The organism is Agrobacterium sp. NPDC090273, from assembly GCF_044772305.1.
GTDB lineage: Bacteria > Pseudomonadota > Alphaproteobacteria > Rhizobiales > Rhizobiaceae > Agrobacterium.
Genome location: NZ_JBIVYN010000001.1, coordinates 316,281 through 334,572, shown reverse-complemented (window position 1 = coordinate 334,572; position 18,292 = coordinate 316,281). Strand labels below are relative to the sequence as shown.

The window sequence follows — 18,292 nt, the reverse complement described above, 5'->3', positions numbered from 1 at the left end:
GAAGTCGTTGAAGCGGAAAGAGCCTTGAACGTCAGGTTTCTTCCAGCTCCGTGGTTGCGGATTCCGCAGCGCGCTTCTTCTCCACGAGTCGAGCCATGTAGATGGAAATCTCGTAGAGAATGATCGCAGGCAGCGCAAGACCGATCTGGGACATCGGATCGGGGGGCGTCAGCACCGCGGCAACCACGAAGGCCAGCACGATGGCGAATTTGCGCTTTTCCCGCAGCCAGTCGCTCGTCAGAATGCCGACACGGGCAAGCAGGGTCGTTACGACAGGCAACTGAAAAACCAGACCGAAAGACAGCACCAGCGTCATGATGAGGCTGAGATATTCCGAAACCTTCGGCATCAGCGAAATTGCGACTTCACCGTCCTCAGGCAATTGCTGCATGGCCAGGAAGAACCACATCACCATGGGTGTGAAGAAGAAGTAGACGAGCGCCGCACCAATCAGGAACAGGATCGGCGATGCGACCAGAAACGGCAGGAATGCTGCACGCTCGTTCTTGTAAAGGCCGGGCGCCACGAACTTGTAAAGCTGCGAGGCGATAACCGGAAACGCGATGACCATGGCGCCGAACATGGCGACCTTGATCTGCGTGAAGAAGAATTCCTGCGGCGCCGTGTAGATCAGCGACGATTTCGTCACGTCCAGGCCAGCCCACAGAACCGCCCACTTATAGGGAATGACAAGCAGGTTGAAGAGATGCTTGGCAACGGCAAAACAGGCGATGAAGGCAACGAAGAACGCACCGAGCGACCACATCAGTCGCGTGCGCAGTTCCATGAGGTGTTCGATAAGCGGCTGGGGCTTATCCTCGATTTCCTCACTCATGCTTCATCCTTCTTGGCCTTTGCAGCCTTTGGTTTTGCCGTCTTTGCCGCGGCCGCCTTGACGCCGTCCTTTGGCGCAGCCGGCTTCTTGACTGCGGCCTTCTTCGGTGCGGCCGCAACGGTCTCTGCACTTGCCGGCACTTTCTTTGCCGCAACGCGCTTCGGCTTTGCAGCAACCGGAGCCGCTGGTGCCGGAACATCTGCTGTCGCGACAGTGTCGGCAGCCAGTACCTTCTTGGCGCGGCTGCGCTTCGGCTTGGTCTCGCCAGCTTCAGATGCCGTTGCAACGGCAGGAGCCGACGTGGCCGGGCCGACAGCCTCGACCGGAGGCGTATCCGGCAGCTTCATGTCCGGTTCTGGCACGCTGACGAGCGGTGCAACAGGCTCGCTCGTCGCGGGTGCAGAGGTTGCGGCAGGCGTCGCCGCTTTCTGCAGGTCCGACTTGATGTCGTTGCCAAGCTGGCGCAGCGGGTTCATCGCGTCGCGCAACGAGTTTGTCGGATTGAGATTGCGGACGTCGGATATGGTCTGGCGCACGTCGTCCATGTCGGCCTCTTTCAAGGCCTCATCAAACTGGGTGCGGAAATCACCCGCCATCTTTCGAAGACCCGCCATCGTCTTGCCGAAGGCGCGGATCATGGGCGGCAAGTCTTTGGGTCCGACGACCACGATCAACACGACCGCAATCACCAGAAGCTCGCTCCAGCCGATATCTAACATCAAAACGCTCCCGAAACCGGTTCGGCAATCTCAAAGCAAACAGGGAAAACCCTGCTTACTTGATCTCGTCAGCCTTGTGCTCGACAGTCTTCGAATTTGCATCGGTAGACTGCGGCGGCGTCTGATCTTCGTCAGCGATACCCTTCTTGAAGCTCTTGATGCCCTTTGCAACATCGCCCATCAGTTCCGGGATCTTGCCACGTCCGAAGAGGACGAGAACGATCACCAGCACGATTAGCCAATGCCACACACTAAAAGAACCCATAACTGAAACTCCTGAATTTCGCTTTCAGACGATGTAAGATGTTTGACGTGGTTTTTCAAACAGCAAATCGCCTCTTCAACAATGAGTGCGCAGAATCTTTTTCCGCACAATTTCCGTGCAGAAGCACAAGTCGATCAATCGTCGCCGTCGCCACCGCTTGGTGCCAGCAATCCGAGCTCTTCCAGATCGAGCTGGGTGATCGGGTCCTCGTCTTCACGCAGGTCGTCGCTCATCATCGGCAACGGGACGCCGAAATTGGAGGGGATGCGGCCGGAGAGCAGCCCTGCCCCCTTCAGCTCTTCGAGACCTGGAAGATCGCGCAGCTCCTCAAGCCCGAAATGATCGAGAAATTCGACCGTCGTTCCGATCGTGACCGGGCGGCCGGGGGTGCGCCTGCGCCCGCGAAACCGCACCCAGCCCGCCTCCATCAACACGTCGAGCGTGCCGCGTGAGGTCTGCACACCGCGAATCTCTTCGATCTCGGCGCGGGTCACCGGCTGGTGGTAGGCGATGATGGCAAGAACCTCCAGCGCTGCACGCGACAGCTTCTTCGGTTCCTTCTCGTCGGTGCGGATCACGAAGGACAAATCGCCCGCCGTGCGGAACGCCCAGTTGCCGCCCACCTGAATGAGACCGACCCCACGGCCATTGTAGAACACCTTGAGCTTCCACATCAGCGCCGCCACGTCCATGCCACGCGGCAGGCGCTCGGCAATGAAGGCTTCCGAAACCGGCTCGGCAGAGGCGAACACCAGCGCCTCGGCAATCCGTTCGGCCTCTTTTAGCTGGCGCTCGGAAAACACCGCCGGGTCGTCGCCGACCGTGTCCGTCATCAAAACGGCTTCATCGCCAGTATTGTGCTCAGACGTCATTCCTGGTCCTTTCGGCTGCATCAGCCTCGCCGCCTCGCTCGCCCTTGCGCACGTAGATGGGCTGGAACGCCCCCTCCTGCCGGATCTGCAGCGAACCTTCACGCACCAGCTCCAGAGAGGCCGCAAAAGCGCTGGCAATCGCCGTTACGCGCATTGCCGGGTCCGGCACATAACGCAGCAGATAATGATCGAGGGCCGTCCATTCACCAACATCGCCCAGAAGGCTGGTCAGAAGCTCACGGGCCTCCACAAGGGACCAGACCTGGCGTTTTTCAATCGTGACCTGCGTGATGGCCTGACGTTGCCGGAGATTGGCGTAAGCACTGAGCAGGTCGTAGAGACTTGCATCATAAGAGGAGCGGCTGACATGCGGGATATGTTCGGGGGCGCCGCGGGCAAACACATCGCGGCCCAGCTGGTCGCGATTGACGAGCTTCTCCGCCGCATCGCGCATCGCCTCCAGACGTTTCAGCCGGAAAGCCAGCGTCGCGGCCATTTCTTCACCCGAGGGACCGTCGTCCTTGGCCTGCTGGGGAATGAGAAGCTTGGATTTGAGGAAGGCAAGCCACGCCGCCATCACCAGATAGTCGGCGGCAAGCTCGATGCGCACCCGACGCGCGCTTTCTACAAACTGCAGATATTGTTCGGCCAGCGCCAGCACCGAGATGCGGGACAGATCGACCTTCTGGGTCCGGGCAAGATGCAACAGCAGATCGAGTGGACCTTCGAAGCCGGCCACGTCGATGACAAACGCAGCTTCGCCGGTCAGCCGCTCTGGCGTCACATCCTGCCAGAGCTTCTCCATCGGTGTCGAATTGCGAGACTTGTCTGCCGCCATTGCTCCATCCGCCGGGTTTCCGGCCTGTCGTCCCTACCCAGATGGCGCCGACTGTTTTTCAGGAAACGGCCCACATGGCGTTGAATTCGGCTCTCAGTTCCGCCTCATCGGCTGCATCCGCGACCGTAAAGCCGATCTCGACGGCGCGTGCGCGCTCCAGGGCGCGGCCGGAAAGGACGGGAACTTCCTTCACGACCTGAAGCATTTCACCCATCACGCCGTTGCAATGCAAGACTATATCACAGCCGCCCTCAACAATATTCGCCGCCCGCTCGCCAAGCGTGCCCTTGAGCGCATTCATCGAGCTGTCGTCCGACATCAGCAGACCGTCGAAGCCGATACGGCCACGGATGATCTCATCGATGACCTTGGCAGAAGTGGTGGCCGGGCGTTCGCGATCGACGGCATTGAAAACGAGATGCGCGCTCATCGCCATCAATTCGTGTCGGAGGGCGCGGAACGGCACGAAGTCGTGACGATCCAGTTCATCGAGAGGAACATCGACCACAGGCAACTCGTGATGCGAATCCACCATGCCGCGACCATGGCCGGGCATATGCTTCATCACCGGCAGCATGCCGCCAGCCTTCAGGCCATTGGCGGCCGCCTGCCCCATCTCCGCAACCATCTCAGGCGCGTAACCATAGGCGCGGTTGCCGATGACGTTGCTGGCGCCTTCCACCGGCACGTCAAGCACCGGCAGGCAATCGACATTGATGCCGAACCTCATCAGATCGAAGGCATGCAGGCGCGACATCAGCCAGGCCGCACGCAATCCCGCCTCGCGATCGCGCTCATAGATCTCGCCGAGAATGCGGGCGTTCGGATAGGCCTGAAGGATCGGCGGCTTGATGCGCTGCACACGTCCGCCTTCCTGATCGATCAGCACCGGCGCATTCGGGCGGCCGATAGCGTCACGCATCGATGCGACCAGATCGGTAATCTGCTGCGGCTCGCCGATATTGCGACCGAACAAAATGAAGCCCCAGGGGCGCTCATCGCGATAAAGGGAGATTTCGTCCGCCGTCAGTTCAAGACCGCTGCACCCAAGGATCATAGCTTTGGAAACTGTCATGATGTCATGCCCGCAAAAGAAACAGAAAGGGAAGGAAGGCCACAAAAAAGCCGGGAGCGTGGTCGGTCCCGGCTTTTGTCTTGAAAGGGTCTGGTATCAGCGTGCGACGAGGCAGCTTCCGCCGGCAGCGCGGTAGCGTTCGCACAACGCTACAGCTTCGTTCTTGTCACCGGCCGGGATGCGGACGCGGTAGAACGTGCCCTTGCCGGCAATTTCGGCTGCCTTGATGTCCACGCCGCGGCCGCCGATGACGGAACCGAACTTGGCGGACAGGCTCTGGTAGGACTTCTGCGCTTCAGCCTGGCTCGGCAAGGAGGCAACCTGAACGTAATAACCACCGGAAGACGCCGTGTTCGTGACAGCCGGGGCCGCCGCAGCCGTCTGCTGCGTGGCCTGCGGCTGCGCAGGCGTTGCCGGCGTCGTCGGGCGAACATTGCCCTGATTGGTCACGGTCGCAACCACGTTGGCAGGCTGAGCGGACGGACGAGCCGACGGAACAGGAGCGCCGTTCTGGTTGGCAGCCGGAGCCGTCGTTGCAGCAGGCGTGTGTGGCTGCGCCGGTTCAGGCGTGACGGCAACACGCGATGCGGCGATCACGGCCGGAGCACCCTCACCCGCATTGTTCACCGGCGGCGCCGCCAGCTCGGCAACCTTGTCAGCCGCCGGCTGTGGTGCTGCCGGAGCATCGATTTCCTGCGCAACGAGCGTGCCGTCGGGCTTGACGATCATCGTGCGGACCTTGCGCGGCGAAACGCCTGGGGTCGCAGCCGTTTCCGTCTGTGCGGCCTTTTCCTGCGGAGACAGGAGGCGCGGATCTTCGGTTTCACCAACAGGCGTACCTGCGGCTTCCATTTCACCGTCGTTTTCACCTTCCAGCGGAAGCTGCTCGGGGATCAGCGTACGCTGAACCACATCGACAGGCTCTTCGCTGCTGGAAATCAGCGACGGCTGCTTCGGATCTGCAGCGCTGCCACCGGCAACGCGATCATAAACGGCCTTGTCCTGGTTCGGGACAACACGACCGCCCGGATTTTCCGGAACGACTTTGGTCGGATCGTTGTCGGCGGAAATGATGACCGGCGCGCCGCCGGAGCCCGTGCTCGACGAACCGCCGAACATCAGAGCGTAGACACCACCACCGATCAGCACTAGGCCAACGGCTGCCGCAACCGGCATCAGCCAGCGGCGACCGGAACGTTCTTCTTCACCACGATAAGCTGCCTGATGGTCGGCATAACCATCGTCCTGCATCTGGTTGCCGCGAGACACCGAGGCTTCCTGCATGGAGCGACGGAAGTCCTCTTCCAGTGCGCGCTCGAACTCGTCGACATCCTGCGGCGCCGGCGCGGCAGGACGTGCCTGCTGGGCGTTTCCGCGGGCTTCGGCATGTTTATGGCGATCAAGACCACCCGTCACTGCGGGCGCAAACAGGGCCGCGAGTTCAGTGTCGATGTCGAGGTCTTCTTCCTGACGGCGAACAGGCTTCGGTTCGAAAGCGGCAACCGGCAGTTCCGGAACATCCATCTCGGTGATGGTTTCCGGATGCTCCTCGGTTTCGCCGATCTGCGAAGGATCGAACGGCAGGCTTTCAAGCGAGGCGGGCTCGGCCACTTGCGGTGCCGGCGCTGCGGCAACAGGCGCTGCCGGACGCGGAGCCGGTACTACGGCAACGGGCGCAGGCGCCGCAACAACAGGAGCCGGGGCAGAAACGCGGCTTGCAGCAGCAACAACAGGTGCGGCAGCAACCGTGACAGTCGCAGGACGCTGTGCCGGCGGCGTGGCGACCCGAACAGGGATCGGCGGCGCGACAGGCGCAGGCTTCGGCTGCGCAGCAACGACTGGTGCCGGTGCGGCTGCGACAGGCTGCGGCTCGGAGACAACATCGATGGAAGCGATTTCCGACAGGTCGAGATCCAGATCGAGATCATCGAGAGCCAGTTCGAAATCGTCGTCGTTGAAACCGTCAAAATCGGCCATCACAGGCGCTTCGACGGGCTTCGGAGCAACGGCTTCAACAACCGGTTCCCTGCGAACGGGAGCGGCAGCAACAGGCTCCTGCGCGGCGGGAGCTTCCGGCGCGCGGGTCGGAATGGAGTATTTGGCAACGTCGTAGATCAGCTCGTCCATTGGCGAAAGCTGGTCTGCGGAAGGCGTGGCCGCAACCTCGGCGACAGGCGCGAAGGTGGCTGCAGCATCCTGTGCCTGAACTGTAACCGGTGTCGGCTCGACACGGGCCTCGACACGGCGCGGTTCGGCAGCCGGCACATCCCGGCGGGCGCCGAAATTGGCAAGCGGCAGACGAAGGCCGGAGAACTCCAACGACGAACGGCCAACCTGCGACGGGGCGCGGACGGAAGGAGCGACATGCGGCTGAACGGGCGCTGGCGTCACCGGCGCTTCTGCAGCAACCGCCTGCTCGACCTCGTCGGCGAGATCGAACGTCGGAACCTGTGCGACCTCGGCATGTGCATAGGGCTGTGCGCTCGAGGAAATATCGGCAGGCAGCGCAGGCATTTCATGCCATTCGGCCTGCTGCGGCTCGAAGGATGGCTCCGGCTGCCATGCGGCCTGTTCGTAAACCGGCTCTTCGTAAGCTACCGGCTGTGGCTCGCGAGGCTGTACGTCGAACACTTCGGCGACAGCGCCTGCATCATCACGGAAATCATTGCGGATATCGAAGGCGTGTGCGCCCTCATCCTGCTGCGCATAGGCGAACTCCGCGCCGGGAAGCGGCTCTTCCCTGACCTGCGGCTCTTCGACCGGCGCAAATTCCGGCTCGCGACGTGCGAAAACGGATTCGACGCGCTGCATGAAATCGCCGGCATGAATGCCGCCGCGCACGTCGTTGGCCGGATCGAGAACGACCGGATCGGCGCTTGGCGCGTCATAGACCTCGAACTCGCGCAGAAGTTCGTCTTCAAGATTGAATTCGGGTTCGCGCCGGACATCGGGCGACGCAGCGGACTGCGTAGCCTGGGACGTCACATGCGAAGGACGATCCTCGAAGCCGACGATACGCGCCAGCTCTGCCAAAGGATCATTGTCAGCGAATTCCTCGGACCGGTTGCCCCGGTTATACGCGACATTTTTTTCGACCATTACGTGTTCCACCATCTACGCATTGCAGCTCTTGCCAGCGTATTGTGAGCAAATAATGGTGATATGTTATCGCATTTCGTCAGGTGCGTCCGCTCCCAAAAGAGCAAGTCCGGACTTCAAAACATTCGCGACAGCATTCACCAGCCCGAGTCTGGCAATGCTCAATTCTCGGTTTTTATCGTTAACAAAACGTAATTCCGGCTGGTCTTTACCTTTATTCCAGTGTCCGTGGAAGAAACTTGCCAGGTCATAAAGGTAAAATGCGAGGCGATGAGGCTCATGCGTCAGCGCTGCAGACTCGATCAGGCGCGGATATTCCGCAAGCTTAGCAACAAGCTGCAACTCATTGATATCACTAATCAATGATGCAGAGGCAGCCAGCTCTTCCTGCGTCGGAGCAAGCCCCGGAAACGCTTCTTTCGCCTGCCGGAACACGGACATGCAACGCGCATGCGCATACTGCACGTAAAAGACCGGATTATCCTTCGATTGTTCCGTTACTTTCGCAAAATCGAAGTCGAGCGGCTCGGAATTCTTCCGATAGAGCATCATGAATCGCACCGGATCACGACCGACTTCATCCACAACATCGCGCAAAGTGACGAAATCACCGGAGCGCTTCGACATCTTCACCGGCTCACCGTCGCGGAACAGCTTCACGAGCTGGCACAACAGAACGGTCAGTTTCGACTTGCCTTCGGAGACAGCTCTCGCCACCGCCTCGAGACGCTTGACGTAACCGCCATGATCGGCGCCGAGCACGTAGATCATCTCGTTGAAGCCACGATCGTACTTGTTCTTGAAGTAGGCCACGTCAGCCGCGAAGTAGGTATAGGAGCCGTCAGACTTCATCAGCGCGCGGTCCATGTCGTCGCCGACCTCTGTAGAACGGAACAGCGTCTGTTCGCGGTCTTCCCAATCGTCCGGCAACTCTCCCTTCGGCGGCGGCAGCGTGCCCTTGTAGACATGGCCCTTGAAAGTAAGATCGTTGATGGCCGACAGAATGGGGCCGCCATTGCCCGCATGCAGCGTGCGCTCCGAGAAGAACACGTCATGCTTGACGTTGAGGGCCGCCAGATCCTCACGGATCATCACCATCATCGCATCGATCGCCTTGTCCTTGACGATCGGCATCCACTTTTCTTCCGGCATGGTGCGCAGCTTGATGCCGTACTCGTCCGCCAGCGCCTGGCCGACCGGAACGAGATAGTCGCCCGGATAAAGACCGGGAGGAATGACGCCGACATCCTCACCCAGCGCTTCGCGGTAACGCAGGAACACAGAACGCGCCAGAACATCGATCTGCGAGCCGGCGTCGTTGATGTAATATTCCTTGGTAACGTCATAACCGGCGAAGGACAGCAGGTTCGCCAGCGTGTCGCCAACAACGGCGCCACGGCAATGGCCGACATGCATCGGTCCCGTCGGGTTTGCCGACACATATTCAACGTTGATCTTCTGACCGACACCAACCTTCGAGCGACCGAAATCGGTGCCCTCGGAGATCATGCCCGACAGCAGGCGCTGCCAGTAGCCAACGGACACCTTGAGGTTGATGAAGCCGGGACCGGCAACATTGACGCTGTCGACATCCGGGTCCTGCTGCAGCGCAGGCACGATCAGTTCCGCCAGTGCGCGCGGATTGGTGCCAAGCGGCTTTGCCAGCACCATGGCGGCGTTGGTCGCCACATCACCGTGGCTCGCATCACGCGGCGCTTCGACGGTGACTCGTCCAAAATCGATATTTTCGCGGTTCTGTTTCACGAGATCGACTGTCTCGAGCGCGTTTTTGATCCTGGTATCGAAATCGGCAAAAATATTCATCGTTCCAACCTGCGCGAAGCGTTTTCTGTTCTGATATCCGGCAATATGTCACCGGTCGGGGGTTCGCGATCGCCCGCTGCCCTATCGTAAATCCGGTGTATGGTCAAACAGCCGCTGGTGGGTGCGCAGTGCATAACTGTCGGTCATCCCAGCCAAATAGTCGCCGACGTGGCGGGCCTTGGCCGCGACACTCATGCCGGAAATACTGTCCACCCAGTAGTGGCTCTGCATTTCGGCAGGTGTTTCCATATAACGGTGGAAAAGATCGGTGACGATCTGTGTTGCGCCTGCGCGGATGCGCATGATTTCCGGATGCCGGTAGATATGGCCGAACAGCAGCTTCTTGATCTGCTTGTCGGTTTCGGCCATCGCCGGCGAGAAGGTTGCGACCGTCAGATCGGCGGCGCGAATATCGGCCGCGCTCTTCGGCTTCAGCCTGGCAAGATTATGCTGCGCAACGCCGATGACATCTTCCACCATGCGGGTGATTTGCCGGCGCATGATTTCATGGGCAAAACGGTCCTCATCCAGCTTCGGGTATTTCTCCCGAACCTCGGCCATCAGGCCGCTGAGGAAAGGCACCTCCTCCAGCATCTCGAAGGTCAGATAACCGGCCCGCAGACCATCATCGATGTCGTGCGTGTTGTAGGCGATGTCATCGGCAATGGCCGCGACCTGCGCTTCAAGGCTTGCATAGGTGCCGATCTCGAGATCCTGTAGCTGGCAATATTCGAGGATCGGCAGAGGCACCGGCCCATGCGTGCCCTCGCCCCTGGCGTCGAGCAGCGGTCCATTATGCTTGACCAGCCCTTCCAGCGTTTCCCAGGTGAGATTGATCCCGTCATATTCAGCGTAGCGGCGCTCCAGCTTGGTGACGATGCGCAGCGACTGGGCGTTATGATCGAACCCGCCATAGGGCTTCAGCACTTCATCCAGAGCATCCTCGCCGGTATGACCGAAAGGCGTGTGGCCAAAATCGTGGACGAGTGCGACGCCCTCGGCCAGATCCTCATCCAGTTTCAGTGCACGCGCCAGCGCACGCGCAATCTGCGCCACCTCGATGGTGTGGGTCAGGCGTGTGCGGTAGTGGTCTCCATCCGGGCTGATGAACACCTGCGTCTTGTGCTTGAGCCGGCGAAACGCCGTGGTGTGGACGATACGATCGCGGTCGCGCTGGAATTCGGATCGCGTCAGACTGGATGGTTCCGGGAACAGACGCCCACGCGTCGTCCATGGATCGGCGGCGAAAACCGCACGCTCTCCGCTTCCAAACCCCAGTGCACGCTGATCGATTATCATGCCTTGTCCTGCCATATGGCCATTGACCTTTTCATCTACCCTTCATACCTATCGCGAAGGTTGCCGCAAAGCACGTTCGCTGTGTGGTAACGCTATAGACGGCCAATTTGACTGGTTTATAATCGGTCTTGCACAGAACTTTACTCGCCGGTTCTTGACCCCGGTTGGAGAAAACACATGACGACTGACATCACACTATCGGAATCCGCCGCAAAACGAATCGCCCAGATTGTCTCTGCCGAGGCTGGAAAACAGGCTCTTCGCGTCTCTGTCGAAGGTGGCGGCTGTTCCGGCTTTTCCTACAAGTTCGACCTCGACGGCGAACCGACCGACGACGATATCGTCATCGCCCGCGGCGACGCCAAGGTGCTGATCGACAGCATGTCCGTGGTCTATATGGCGGGCTCGGAAATCGACTTCGTCGACAATCTGCTTGGCCAGTCGTTCCAGATCAAGAACCCGAACGCCGTCGCAAGCTGCGGCTGCGGCACCAGCTTCTCGATCTGACCCTTCTTTCCACCGCTACCACGCCCTCGCCGGGGGAAAACGGTGGCAATCACTGCCGCATCGGGTAAAAGGATTCCTGTAAAAAGGAATTACCGATGAAGATTGCCACCTGGAACATCAATGGCGTTAAGGCGCGTATCGAAAACCTTTGCCAGTGGCTGAAGGATTCCGCGCCCGATATCGTTTGCCTCCAGGAAATCAAATCGGTCGACGAGGGTTTCCCGCGCCTTGAGATTGAGGCGCTGGGTTATCATGTCGAGACCCACGGCCAGAAAGGCTTCAACGGCGTCGCTCTGCTCTCCAAGGTGAAACCCGACGAGGTCAATCGCGGCCTGCCGGGAGACGACGCCGACGAACAGGCCCGCTTCATCGAGGGTGTATTCTCGGTCGAAGGCGGCGTGATCCGTGTCTGCTCGCTTTATCTGCCGAACGGCAACCCGCCGGACGATCCGGTCAAATACCCCTACAAGCTGGCATGGATGGAGCGTCTTCGTCGTTTCGCCGAAGATCGTCTTGCACTGGAAGAGCCGCTCATTCTGGCCGGCGACTACAACGTCATCCCCGAACCGTTCGACTGCCATGACCCGCGCGTTTGGGAAGGCGATGCACTGTTTCTGCCGCAGACCCGCACCGCGTTCCGCAAGCTGGAGCATCTGGGCCTCACCGACGCAGCACGCGCGACCACCGATGCAGCGGGTCTTTATACCTTCTGGGACTACCAGGCTGGCGCCTGGCCGAAGAACAACGGCATTCGCATCGATCATCTGATGCTTTCGGCGGAAGCGTCCGACCGGCTGCAATCGGTCATGATCGAAAAACACGTTCGCGCCTGGGAAAAACCTTCAGACCACGTGCCCGTCTGCGGTTACTTCGATTTCTCGCCGGTCAACTGACGCATAAGCGCTCGAACAGACATGTTCGAGTGCAACGAACCGGTATGTTCAGGATGTCATGAAGTCCGAACGGATCAGTCCAGATCCTCGCCACGCATGCTCTGTGCGAGCGAAATGGCGGCGCGGCGATCGTTCTCGGTGGCAAGCGAGAAAGCCTGCTCCTGAATGTTCTGAATCCAGGTGCAATCGGCTGCCGCGCACTTGTCCAGTGCCGCCGTCATGAACGCCAGTCCACGCGTCGTCTGGCCTTCCTGGAACAGGAGATTGCCGAAGATCGACATCGCGCCCGCATGGCCGTGTCGACGCGCCTGGTTGAGCCACTTCTTCGCCTGTTGCACATCAGCGCGGCCGCCCTCGCCGGCCAGGATCATCTCCGCCAGCTTGAACTGTGCTTCCGCAACACCAAAGGTGGAGGCCACCTGGAAATAGAGTTGACGCGCCTGCGACATGTCCATCTTCACCGGACTGCCGGGAATGCCGTGGCGGTAATAATTGGCGAGAGACAGGAGAGCGTTGACGAAAAAACCGGTATCTTCCGAGCCAGGTTCGACACCCTGGTTGGCGATTTCGCTGTAGATCTTGAAAGCTTCGAAGTCGTTCTGGGCGACGCCATCGCCATAGGCATACATGTTGGCCAGCGCCCAACGGGAACCGGTGTGACCTTTTTCTGCAGCGTAACGGTAGGCCTCGACAGCCTCATCCTTGTTGCCGTTCTTGTAGGCCTTGAAGCCAAACTTGAACAGATCAAAGGGGCCGGATTCCTTTGTCACGCCTGCATTGATATCAAAAGCCGCAGCAGGCATTGCGAGCGACGCAAGCAACATGCCCAGGAAGAGCGGCTTTATAACGTTGGCTTCACATTTCAGCATTTCAGCGAACTTCTCTCACTCTACCCGGCGTATAGCCAATACTTGCGGAATACTGCAAAGCCAAACTCCGCCGGGTCGCGATTTTTCGAATACACTGCGTCTTTCCGGCAGCACTTTCCAGCGCACCACCGATGGTCTGTTGCGGTAACTGCTCAAGTTTTTCAGTGAGACAGATATAGACATAATTTCCGGCAATATCGCGGCGCCCCACCGCTCTTTTGCCAGGTCCAAACAAGTGCGGGGAGCACAATTCCCTCGTTACTTGCTTAAACCCTGAATCCAAATCCGTTTTCACTTTCCGCAATTCCACAGGACCATAAAAAACGCCTGCATATTCTTCCATTCCCGCGTCCGTAAACAAAGCCAAGCACCTTGTTTGTGGCGGGAAATGGACAAATCTGCCCACATTCCAACGCGACTAGAAGCTTGCAGAAAAGTGTTGCGAAATCGTCACAAAACAGACAGGCCCAAAAATTTTGTCTGTCAGGAATCACAGTCACAAAAGAAAAAAGGCCCGGTTGGTAAACCGGACCTTTCCAAACGTCACCCTAGGCAGATCGCCTCAGAACTTGACCTTCACACCGGTCGAGATCGCAGCAACGAGATCGTTGCCGAAATCGTAGCCAGCTTCGTCGCCGCAAGTTGCGGGGCCAGAGCCACAGCGTGCGCCAGCGATCGAAGAGCTACCCGAGGTCAGGAGACCCAGAGCGCCAGCAATCTTGAACTCGATGTTCTTGTTCGGCGAGTAGATCAACTGGGTGCCGAGCATCCAGGTGTCGGTCTGCGTGCCGATAACGGTCGAGGTGCCACGATCCCAGGTCAGGCTGACAGCACCGCTCCACTGATTGTTGAACTTGTGACCGACACCGCCGGAAATCGTCCAGCCATCGCGGTAGAACAGATCAAGCGTGTTGAGCGAGCTTGCACCCGGAACGCAGGGAGACACGCCAACCGGGCAGAAAGGCACAACCTGGATCTGGCTCCAGTCGGTCCACTTCACAGAGCCGAACGCAAGCCAGTCGGGCGCGATACCGGACTGAACCTTGAGCTCAAGGCTGTCAGGCATGGAAACCGAACCGTAAACCGGCGTATTCTTCCCACCGTAAACGGCCAAGGGAGTGCCAGGAACAGGTGGAACGCTGGTCAGGCTGACAGTACCGCTCAGATCGTGATCGACTGCACTGTTGTAAACCAGGCTGGTACGGAACGCGATTTCAGGAATTTCGTATGCGACACCCGCACGCCAGCCCCAGCCGTCACCTTCCATCTCCAGCTTTCCGATGCCCGAGTAGAGCGAAGGGTATGCCGGGCCAAGTGCGGTCGGAGAAACAACCTGACGATATTTGTAACCGCTAAGCTCCTGATAGAAGCCGCCACCGATGATCGAGAAGTCACCCTTGCCGAGATCGAACTTCACGCGGCAGGTCGTGGCATAGTTATGCGACTTGACCTTGGTTTCGATGTTGTAGCTCGAGCCCTGCCAGATGCCTGGCTTGAGGTGGGCACCCCATGGCTCCGAATAGTCGAACATGCAGTCGCCGAAATCGCCAATGGCTGCCTTGGCGCCAACGCGGGTCGACCAGTAATTTTCGGAATCGTCCGCGCTTGTGGACCAGGAGGATGGCAATAGACCACCGCTCTTTACCGGATTGTCCCGTGCGTTCTTCACTTCGCGCTGAGGCGCAACGAAGGTTGCAGAGCTATCCAGAACATAGTCGGACGGATCGAACAGCAGGTCGATATTGTAGCCGCCACGCTCAAGGCCGCCAGCCAGCGAAGGCGTTACCGCTGCGATGCTGACCGCAAAACATACCGCGCCGCGAAAAATTGCAGTTTTTGCCATCTCTCTCCCCAATCAAGGCAATGTGATCGTCAACAGACTGAAGTGGTTCGCGGGAAATGACAATCTGCCGCGAGTTGGCGCAGTTCTGCGACAATGTCCCATTTTTTTACGTAAGATTTTCATGTTCGCCCTCTCGCCTAATCATTTTAGGCTATTTTTCTAACCCCACAGCAAAAACCAGACATAAAACGAAACAAATTCCCACTCCGGATGGGAAATGTCGCCGAATGACAACACTGAAAACTTTCCAAAAGAAAGTCCGTTATCAGGCCGTTTTCATTGGATATTTCGCTGTTTTCGTCCCCTTCGCGCCGTGTCGACGGCAACGAAACATTTCACTTTGCGATCATGGACGATTCGTCGCTGCAGCGCAGCAAAGGCCGGAAAAGAAACTTTGCAAAACACAAAAAAAGCGCCCCTTTTTCAAGGAGCGCTTTTTTATTGCCACAGTAGTCGGAGGCCGGTTTATCCGGCTTCGCTGACCCGCTGCAACGCGGTCTTCAGGCTGACAAGCTGAACATCCAGCTCCGCCTTGCGCTCGCGGTCTGCCGCCACGACTTCCGGATCGGCATTGGCAACGAACTTCTCGTTGCCAAGCTTCTTGTCGATACGTTCCATTTCGGCTTCGACCTTGCCAATCGCCTTTTCAAGACGTGCCTCCTCAGCCGAGAGATCGATCAGGTTGCCAAGCGGCAGGCAGATGGTCGCTTCGCCGATGATGATCTGCGCGGACCCCTTCGGCGCAACATCCGCACCGCGGATTTCGTCCGCACGCGCAAGACGACGGATCGCAGCCGCATGGCGATCAAGCCGTGCTTCGGTCGACGTGTTGGCACCGACGACGACGAGCGCTGCCGTCGCACCCGGCGGCACATTCATTTCAGCGCGAGCCGAACGAATGCCGGAAACGAGATCGATCAGCCAGTTGATTTCTGCAGCCGCAGCATCGTCGCGGAATTCCGGCGTCGGCCAGTCGGTGTGGCAAAGAAGATCGGTGCGCTCTTCACCCTCGCCTGCCGTATGCGCCCACAGCTCTTCCGTCATGAACGGCATGAAGGGATGCAGCAGCTTGTAGATTTCTTCCAGAACGTAGGCAGCGCATGCCTGCGATTCCTTCTTTGCGGCTTCATCTTCGCCGCTGAACACCGGCTTCAGCAGTTCCAGATACCAGTCGCAGAACTGGTTCCAGACGAAGCGGTAGATCGTTCCTGCCGCATCGTTGAAGCGGAAGTTCTCGATCGCACCGGTCAGATCTCTCGTGGTGTTGGCAAGCTCGGTCAGAATCCAGCGGTTGATCGTCAGCGAAGCGGTTTCCGGCAGGAAATGCGGATCGCGCTTCACACCGTTCATTTCGGCAAAGCGGGTCGCGTTCCATAGCTTCGTACCGAAGTTGCGATAACCGGCGATACGCGCCGGATCGAGCTTCACGTCGCGTCCCTGCGCCGCCATGATGGCAAGCGTGAAGCGCAACGCATCCGCACCGTACTCGTCGATCAGGTCGAGCGGATCGATGACGTTACCCTTGGACTTCGACATCTTCTGGCCGTTCTTGTCGCGGACCAGAGCGTGAATGTAGACCGTGCTGAACGGCTCGACCGGATTGCCGGCATCGTCCTTCATGAAGTGCAGACCCATCTGCATCATGCGAACGACCCAGAACGGAATGATATCGAAACCGGTCACAAGCACGTTGGTCGGATAATAGCGCGCCAGTTCCGGCGTCTTTTCCGGCCAGCCGAGCGTCGAAAACGGCCAGAGTGCCGACGAGAACCAGGTGTCGAGAACGTCCTCGTCACGTGTCAGGATTTCGCCCGGCTTGAAGTTCTCGAGCTTTTCCTCGACCCATGCCTTCCACGGACCTTCGTGGGCGATGTAGTGCTGGATAGCCGCTTCCAAAGCCTCTTCTTCGGTCTTTTCAACGAAGACCTGACCATCCGGGCCGTACCAGGCCGGAATCTGGTGACCCCACCAGAGCTGACGCGAAATGCACCAGGGCTGAATGTTTTCCATCCACTGGAAGTAGGTGTTTTCCCAGTTCTTCGGAACGAAATTGGTGCGGCCTTCGCGAACCGAAGCAATCGCCGGCTTGGCCAGCGTCTTGTTGTCGACCCACCACTGGTCGGTCAAACGCGGCTCGATCGGCACACCACCACGGTCGCCATGCGGAACCACGTGCTTGTGCGGCTCGATCTTGTCGAGAAGACCGGCTTCTTCGAAGATTTCAACGATGATCTTGCGGGCTGTGAAGCGGTCCTGCCCTTCCAGACGATCCCACGCGCCATGCAGGGCGGCCGGGTTGCTCAGTCCTTCGAGGAAGTCCTCATTGTCCTTGATCGAGATCGTCGCATCGATGTTCATGACATTGATGGCGCGCAGACCGGCGCGCTTGCCGACTTCGAAGTCGTTGAAATCATGCGCTGGCGTGATCTTGACGGCACCGGTTCCGGCAGCCGGATCGGCATAGCTGTCCGCGACGATCGGGATCTTGCGACCGACGATCGGCAGAATGACGTGCTTGCCGACGATGCTCTTGTAACGCTCGTCATCGGGGTTGACCGCAATACCAGTGTCACCGAGCATGGTCTCAGGACGCGTCGTCGCAACAACGATGTAATCGCGCGTTTCGAACTCGGTGGGCTTGCCCTCTTCGTCGAAAGCAATCGGATACTGGTAGGTAACGCCCTTTTCCAGCGGGTAGCGGAAATGCCAGAGGTTCCCCTTCACGTCCAGCTGCTCCACTTCCATGTCGGAAATGGCGGTCAGAAGCTTCGGGTCCCAGTTCACAAGGCGCTTGTCCTTGTAGATCAGGCCATCCTTGTAAAGCGATACGAAAACTTCGAGAACGGCTTCGGAAAGCCCCTCGTCCATGGTGAAGCGTTCACGCGACCAGTCGCAGGACGCGCCAAGGCGCTTCAACTGGTTGAAGATCAACCCGCCGGACTCGGCCTTCCATTCCCAGACCTTTTCGACGAAAGCCTCGCGGCCCATGTCGCGACGGCCCGGCAACTGCTGTTCCATCAGCTTGCGCTCGACAACCATCTGCGTGGCAATACCGGCATGGTCCATGCCTGGCTGCCACAACACGTCCTTGCCGCGCATGCGCTCGAAACGGATCATGATGTCCTGCAGCGTGTTGTTGAGCGCGTGGCCCATGTGCAGGGAGCCCGTCACGTTCGGCGGCGGGATCACGATGGTGAAGGTTTCCGCGCCCGGCTTGGCGTTGGCGCCGGCACGGAAGGCATTGGCCTCGTCCCAGGCTGCGGCGATCTTCGGTTCGACGGATGCGGAATCGTAGGTCTTTTCGAGCATTTCCTGACCTGAATTTTAGAGTTCTATGTTGATTTTTTAAATAAG

General features: G+C 58.9%; 16 protein-coding genes. 3 read left to right on the top strand and 13 right to left on the bottom strand.

Annotation, left to right across the window (positions count from 1 at the left end; genetic code table 11):
* Nucleotides 1–31: 31 nt before the first annotated feature.
* From tatC to ACIQT8_RS01580, 9 genes are all read right to left on the bottom strand, one after another.
* Complete coding sequence (gene tatC, locus ACIQT8_RS01620; RefSeq protein ID WP_138793192.1) at nucleotides 32–835, bottom strand: twin-arginine translocase subunit TatC; 804 nt, start codon at nucleotides 833–835, stop codon at nucleotides 32–34.
* Nucleotides 832–1,554, bottom strand: coding sequence for a Sec-independent protein translocase protein TatB (gene tatB, locus ACIQT8_RS01615; RefSeq protein WP_400962710.1), 723 nt, complete (start codon nucleotides 1,552–1,554; stop codon nucleotides 832–834). Before tatB ends, tatC begins: the two co-directional genes overlap by 4 nt.
* Before the next feature lie 55 nt (nucleotides 1,555–1,609).
* Nucleotides 1,610–1,819 carry a twin-arginine translocase TatA/TatE family subunit gene (locus ACIQT8_RS01610; protein WP_138793194.1) on the bottom strand — a complete coding sequence of 70 codons (210 nt, stop codon included), beginning with the start codon at nucleotides 1,817–1,819 and terminating at the stop codon, nucleotides 1,610–1,612.
* A gap of 134 nt (nucleotides 1,820–1,953) precedes the next feature.
* Entirely contained in the window at nucleotides 1,954–2,691 is a 738-nt protein-coding gene (gene scpB, locus ACIQT8_RS01605; protein ID WP_400962707.1) for an SMC-Scp complex subunit ScpB, read from the bottom strand.
* Nucleotides 2,681–3,529 carry a ScpA family protein gene (locus tag ACIQT8_RS01600; RefSeq protein ID WP_138793196.1) on the bottom strand — a complete coding sequence of 283 codons (849 nt, stop codon included), beginning with the start codon at nucleotides 3,527–3,529 and terminating at the stop codon, nucleotides 2,681–2,683. Before ACIQT8_RS01600 ends, scpB begins: the two co-directional genes overlap by 11 nt.
* Nucleotides 3,530–3,587: 58 nt before the next feature.
* On the bottom strand, nucleotides 3,588–4,604 hold the full coding sequence (gene nagZ / locus ACIQT8_RS01595; protein WP_400962703.1) for a beta-N-acetylhexosaminidase: 1,017 nt from the start codon (nucleotides 4,602–4,604) through the stop codon (nucleotides 3,588–3,590).
* A 96-nt stretch (nucleotides 4,605–4,700) separates the two neighbouring features.
* Entirely contained in the window at nucleotides 4,701–7,703 is a 3,003-nt protein-coding gene (locus tag ACIQT8_RS01590) for an SPOR domain-containing protein (RefSeq protein WP_400962700.1), read from the bottom strand.
* Nucleotides 7,704–7,769: 66 nt separating this feature from the next.
* Complete coding sequence (gene argS / locus ACIQT8_RS01585) at nucleotides 7,770–9,527, bottom strand: arginine--tRNA ligase (protein ID WP_262522611.1); 1,758 nt, start codon at nucleotides 9,525–9,527, stop codon at nucleotides 7,770–7,772.
* Nucleotides 9,528–9,608: 81 nt separating this feature from the next.
* On the bottom strand, nucleotides 9,609–10,826 hold the full coding sequence (locus ACIQT8_RS01580; RefSeq protein WP_400962697.1) for a deoxyguanosinetriphosphate triphosphohydrolase: 1,218 nt from the start codon (nucleotides 10,824–10,826) through the stop codon (nucleotides 9,609–9,611).
* Nucleotides 10,827–11,003: 177 nt separating this feature from the next.
* Here ACIQT8_RS01580 and erpA point away from each other — a divergent pair, with 177 nt between their 5' ends.
* Together erpA and xth are read left to right on the top strand one after the other, a co-directional pair.
* A complete protein-coding gene (erpA, locus tag ACIQT8_RS01575; protein WP_138793201.1) occupies nucleotides 11,004–11,333 on the top strand; it encodes an iron-sulfur cluster insertion protein ErpA in 330 nt (109 codons plus the stop codon).
* A gap of 95 nt (nucleotides 11,334–11,428) precedes the next feature.
* Nucleotides 11,429–12,226, top strand: a complete 798-nt coding sequence (gene xth, locus ACIQT8_RS01570; RefSeq protein ID WP_138793202.1) for an exodeoxyribonuclease III — start codon at nucleotides 11,429–11,431, stop codon at nucleotides 12,224–12,226.
* A gap of 74 nt (nucleotides 12,227–12,300) precedes the next feature.
* On the opposite strand, the gene exoR is transcribed toward xth, so the two are convergent.
* The 3 genes from exoR to ACIQT8_RS01555 form a co-directional block, all read right to left on the bottom strand.
* Nucleotides 12,301–13,095 (bottom strand): exopolysaccharide production regulator ExoR, encoded by a 795-nt coding sequence (gene exoR, locus ACIQT8_RS01565; RefSeq protein WP_138793203.1) that lies wholly within the window; start codon nucleotides 13,093–13,095, stop codon nucleotides 12,301–12,303.
* A gap of 1 nt (nucleotide 13,096) precedes the next feature.
* Nucleotides 13,097–13,438: a hypothetical protein gene (locus ACIQT8_RS01560; protein WP_246705216.1), complete on the bottom strand. Its 342-nt coding sequence runs from the start codon at nucleotides 13,436–13,438 to the stop codon at nucleotides 13,097–13,099.
* 219 nt (nucleotides 13,439–13,657) lie between these two features.
* Nucleotides 13,658–14,938 carry an outer membrane protein transport protein gene (locus ACIQT8_RS01555; protein ID WP_400962691.1) on the bottom strand — a complete coding sequence of 427 codons (1,281 nt, stop codon included), beginning with the start codon at nucleotides 14,936–14,938 and terminating at the stop codon, nucleotides 13,658–13,660.
* A gap of 227 nt (nucleotides 14,939–15,165) precedes the next feature.
* Here ACIQT8_RS01555 and ACIQT8_RS01550 point away from each other — a divergent pair, with 227 nt between their 5' ends.
* Nucleotides 15,166–15,420: a hypothetical protein gene (locus ACIQT8_RS01550; RefSeq protein ID WP_400962689.1), complete on the top strand. Its 255-nt coding sequence runs from the start codon at nucleotides 15,166–15,168 to the stop codon at nucleotides 15,418–15,420.
* Here the strand turns inward: ACIQT8_RS01550 and ACIQT8_RS01545 are convergent.
* Nucleotides 15,404–18,247 (bottom strand): valine--tRNA ligase, encoded by a 2,844-nt coding sequence (locus ACIQT8_RS01545; protein ID WP_400962687.1) that lies wholly within the window; start codon nucleotides 18,245–18,247, stop codon nucleotides 15,404–15,406. The genes ACIQT8_RS01550 and ACIQT8_RS01545 overlap by 17 nt on opposite strands.
* Between the last annotated feature and the right edge of the window lie 45 nt (nucleotides 18,248–18,292).

Bases quoted from the DNA above. Each gene is read 5' to 3' on its own strand.
- tatC (WP_138793192.1), bottom strand. From the start codon at position 835: ATGAGTGAGGAAATCGAGGATAAGCCCCAGCCGCTTATCGAACACCTC.
- tatB (WP_400962710.1), bottom strand. From the start codon at position 1,554: ATGTTAGATATCGGCTGGAGCGAGCTTCTGGTGATTGCGGTCGTGTTG.
- ACIQT8_RS01610 (WP_138793194.1), bottom strand. From the start codon at position 1,819: ATGGGTTCTTTTAGTGTGTGGCATTGGCTAATCGTGCTGGTGATCGTT.
- scpB (WP_400962707.1), bottom strand. From the start codon at position 2,691: ATGACGTCTGAGCACAATACTGGCGATGAAGCCGTTTTGATGACGGAC.
- ACIQT8_RS01600 (WP_138793196.1), bottom strand. From the start codon at position 3,529: ATGGCGGCAGACAAGTCTCGCAATTCGACACCGATGGAGAAGCTCTGG.
- nagZ (WP_400962703.1), bottom strand. From the start codon at position 4,604: ATGACAGTTTCCAAAGCTATGATCCTTGGGTGCAGCGGTCTTGAACTG.
- ACIQT8_RS01590 (WP_400962700.1), bottom strand. From the start codon at position 7,703: ATGGTCGAAAAAAATGTCGCGTATAACCGGGGCAACCGGTCCGAGGAA.
- argS (WP_262522611.1), bottom strand. From the start codon at position 9,527: ATGAATATTTTTGCCGATTTCGATACCAGGATCAAAAACGCGCTCGAG.
- ACIQT8_RS01580 (WP_400962697.1), bottom strand. From the start codon at position 10,826: ATGATAATCGATCAGCGTGCACTGGGGTTTGGAAGCGGAGAGCGTGCG.
- erpA (WP_138793201.1), top strand. From the start codon at position 11,004: ATGACGACTGACATCACACTATCGGAATCCGCCGCAAAACGAATCGCC.
- xth (WP_138793202.1), top strand. From the start codon at position 11,429: ATGAAGATTGCCACCTGGAACATCAATGGCGTTAAGGCGCGTATCGAA.
- exoR (WP_138793203.1), bottom strand. From the start codon at position 13,095: ATGCTGAAATGTGAAGCCAACGTTATAAAGCCGCTCTTCCTGGGCATG.
- ACIQT8_RS01560 (WP_246705216.1), bottom strand. From the start codon at position 13,438: ATGGAAGAATATGCAGGCGTTTTTTATGGTCCTGTGGAATTGCGGAAA.
- ACIQT8_RS01555 (WP_400962691.1), bottom strand. From the start codon at position 14,938: ATGGCAAAAACTGCAATTTTTCGCGGCGCGGTATGTTTTGCGGTCAGC.
- ACIQT8_RS01550 (WP_400962689.1), top strand. From the start codon at position 15,166: ATGACAACACTGAAAACTTTCCAAAAGAAAGTCCGTTATCAGGCCGTT.
- ACIQT8_RS01545 (WP_400962687.1), bottom strand. From the start codon at position 18,247: ATGCTCGAAAAGACCTACGATTCCGCATCCGTCGAACCGAAGATCGCC.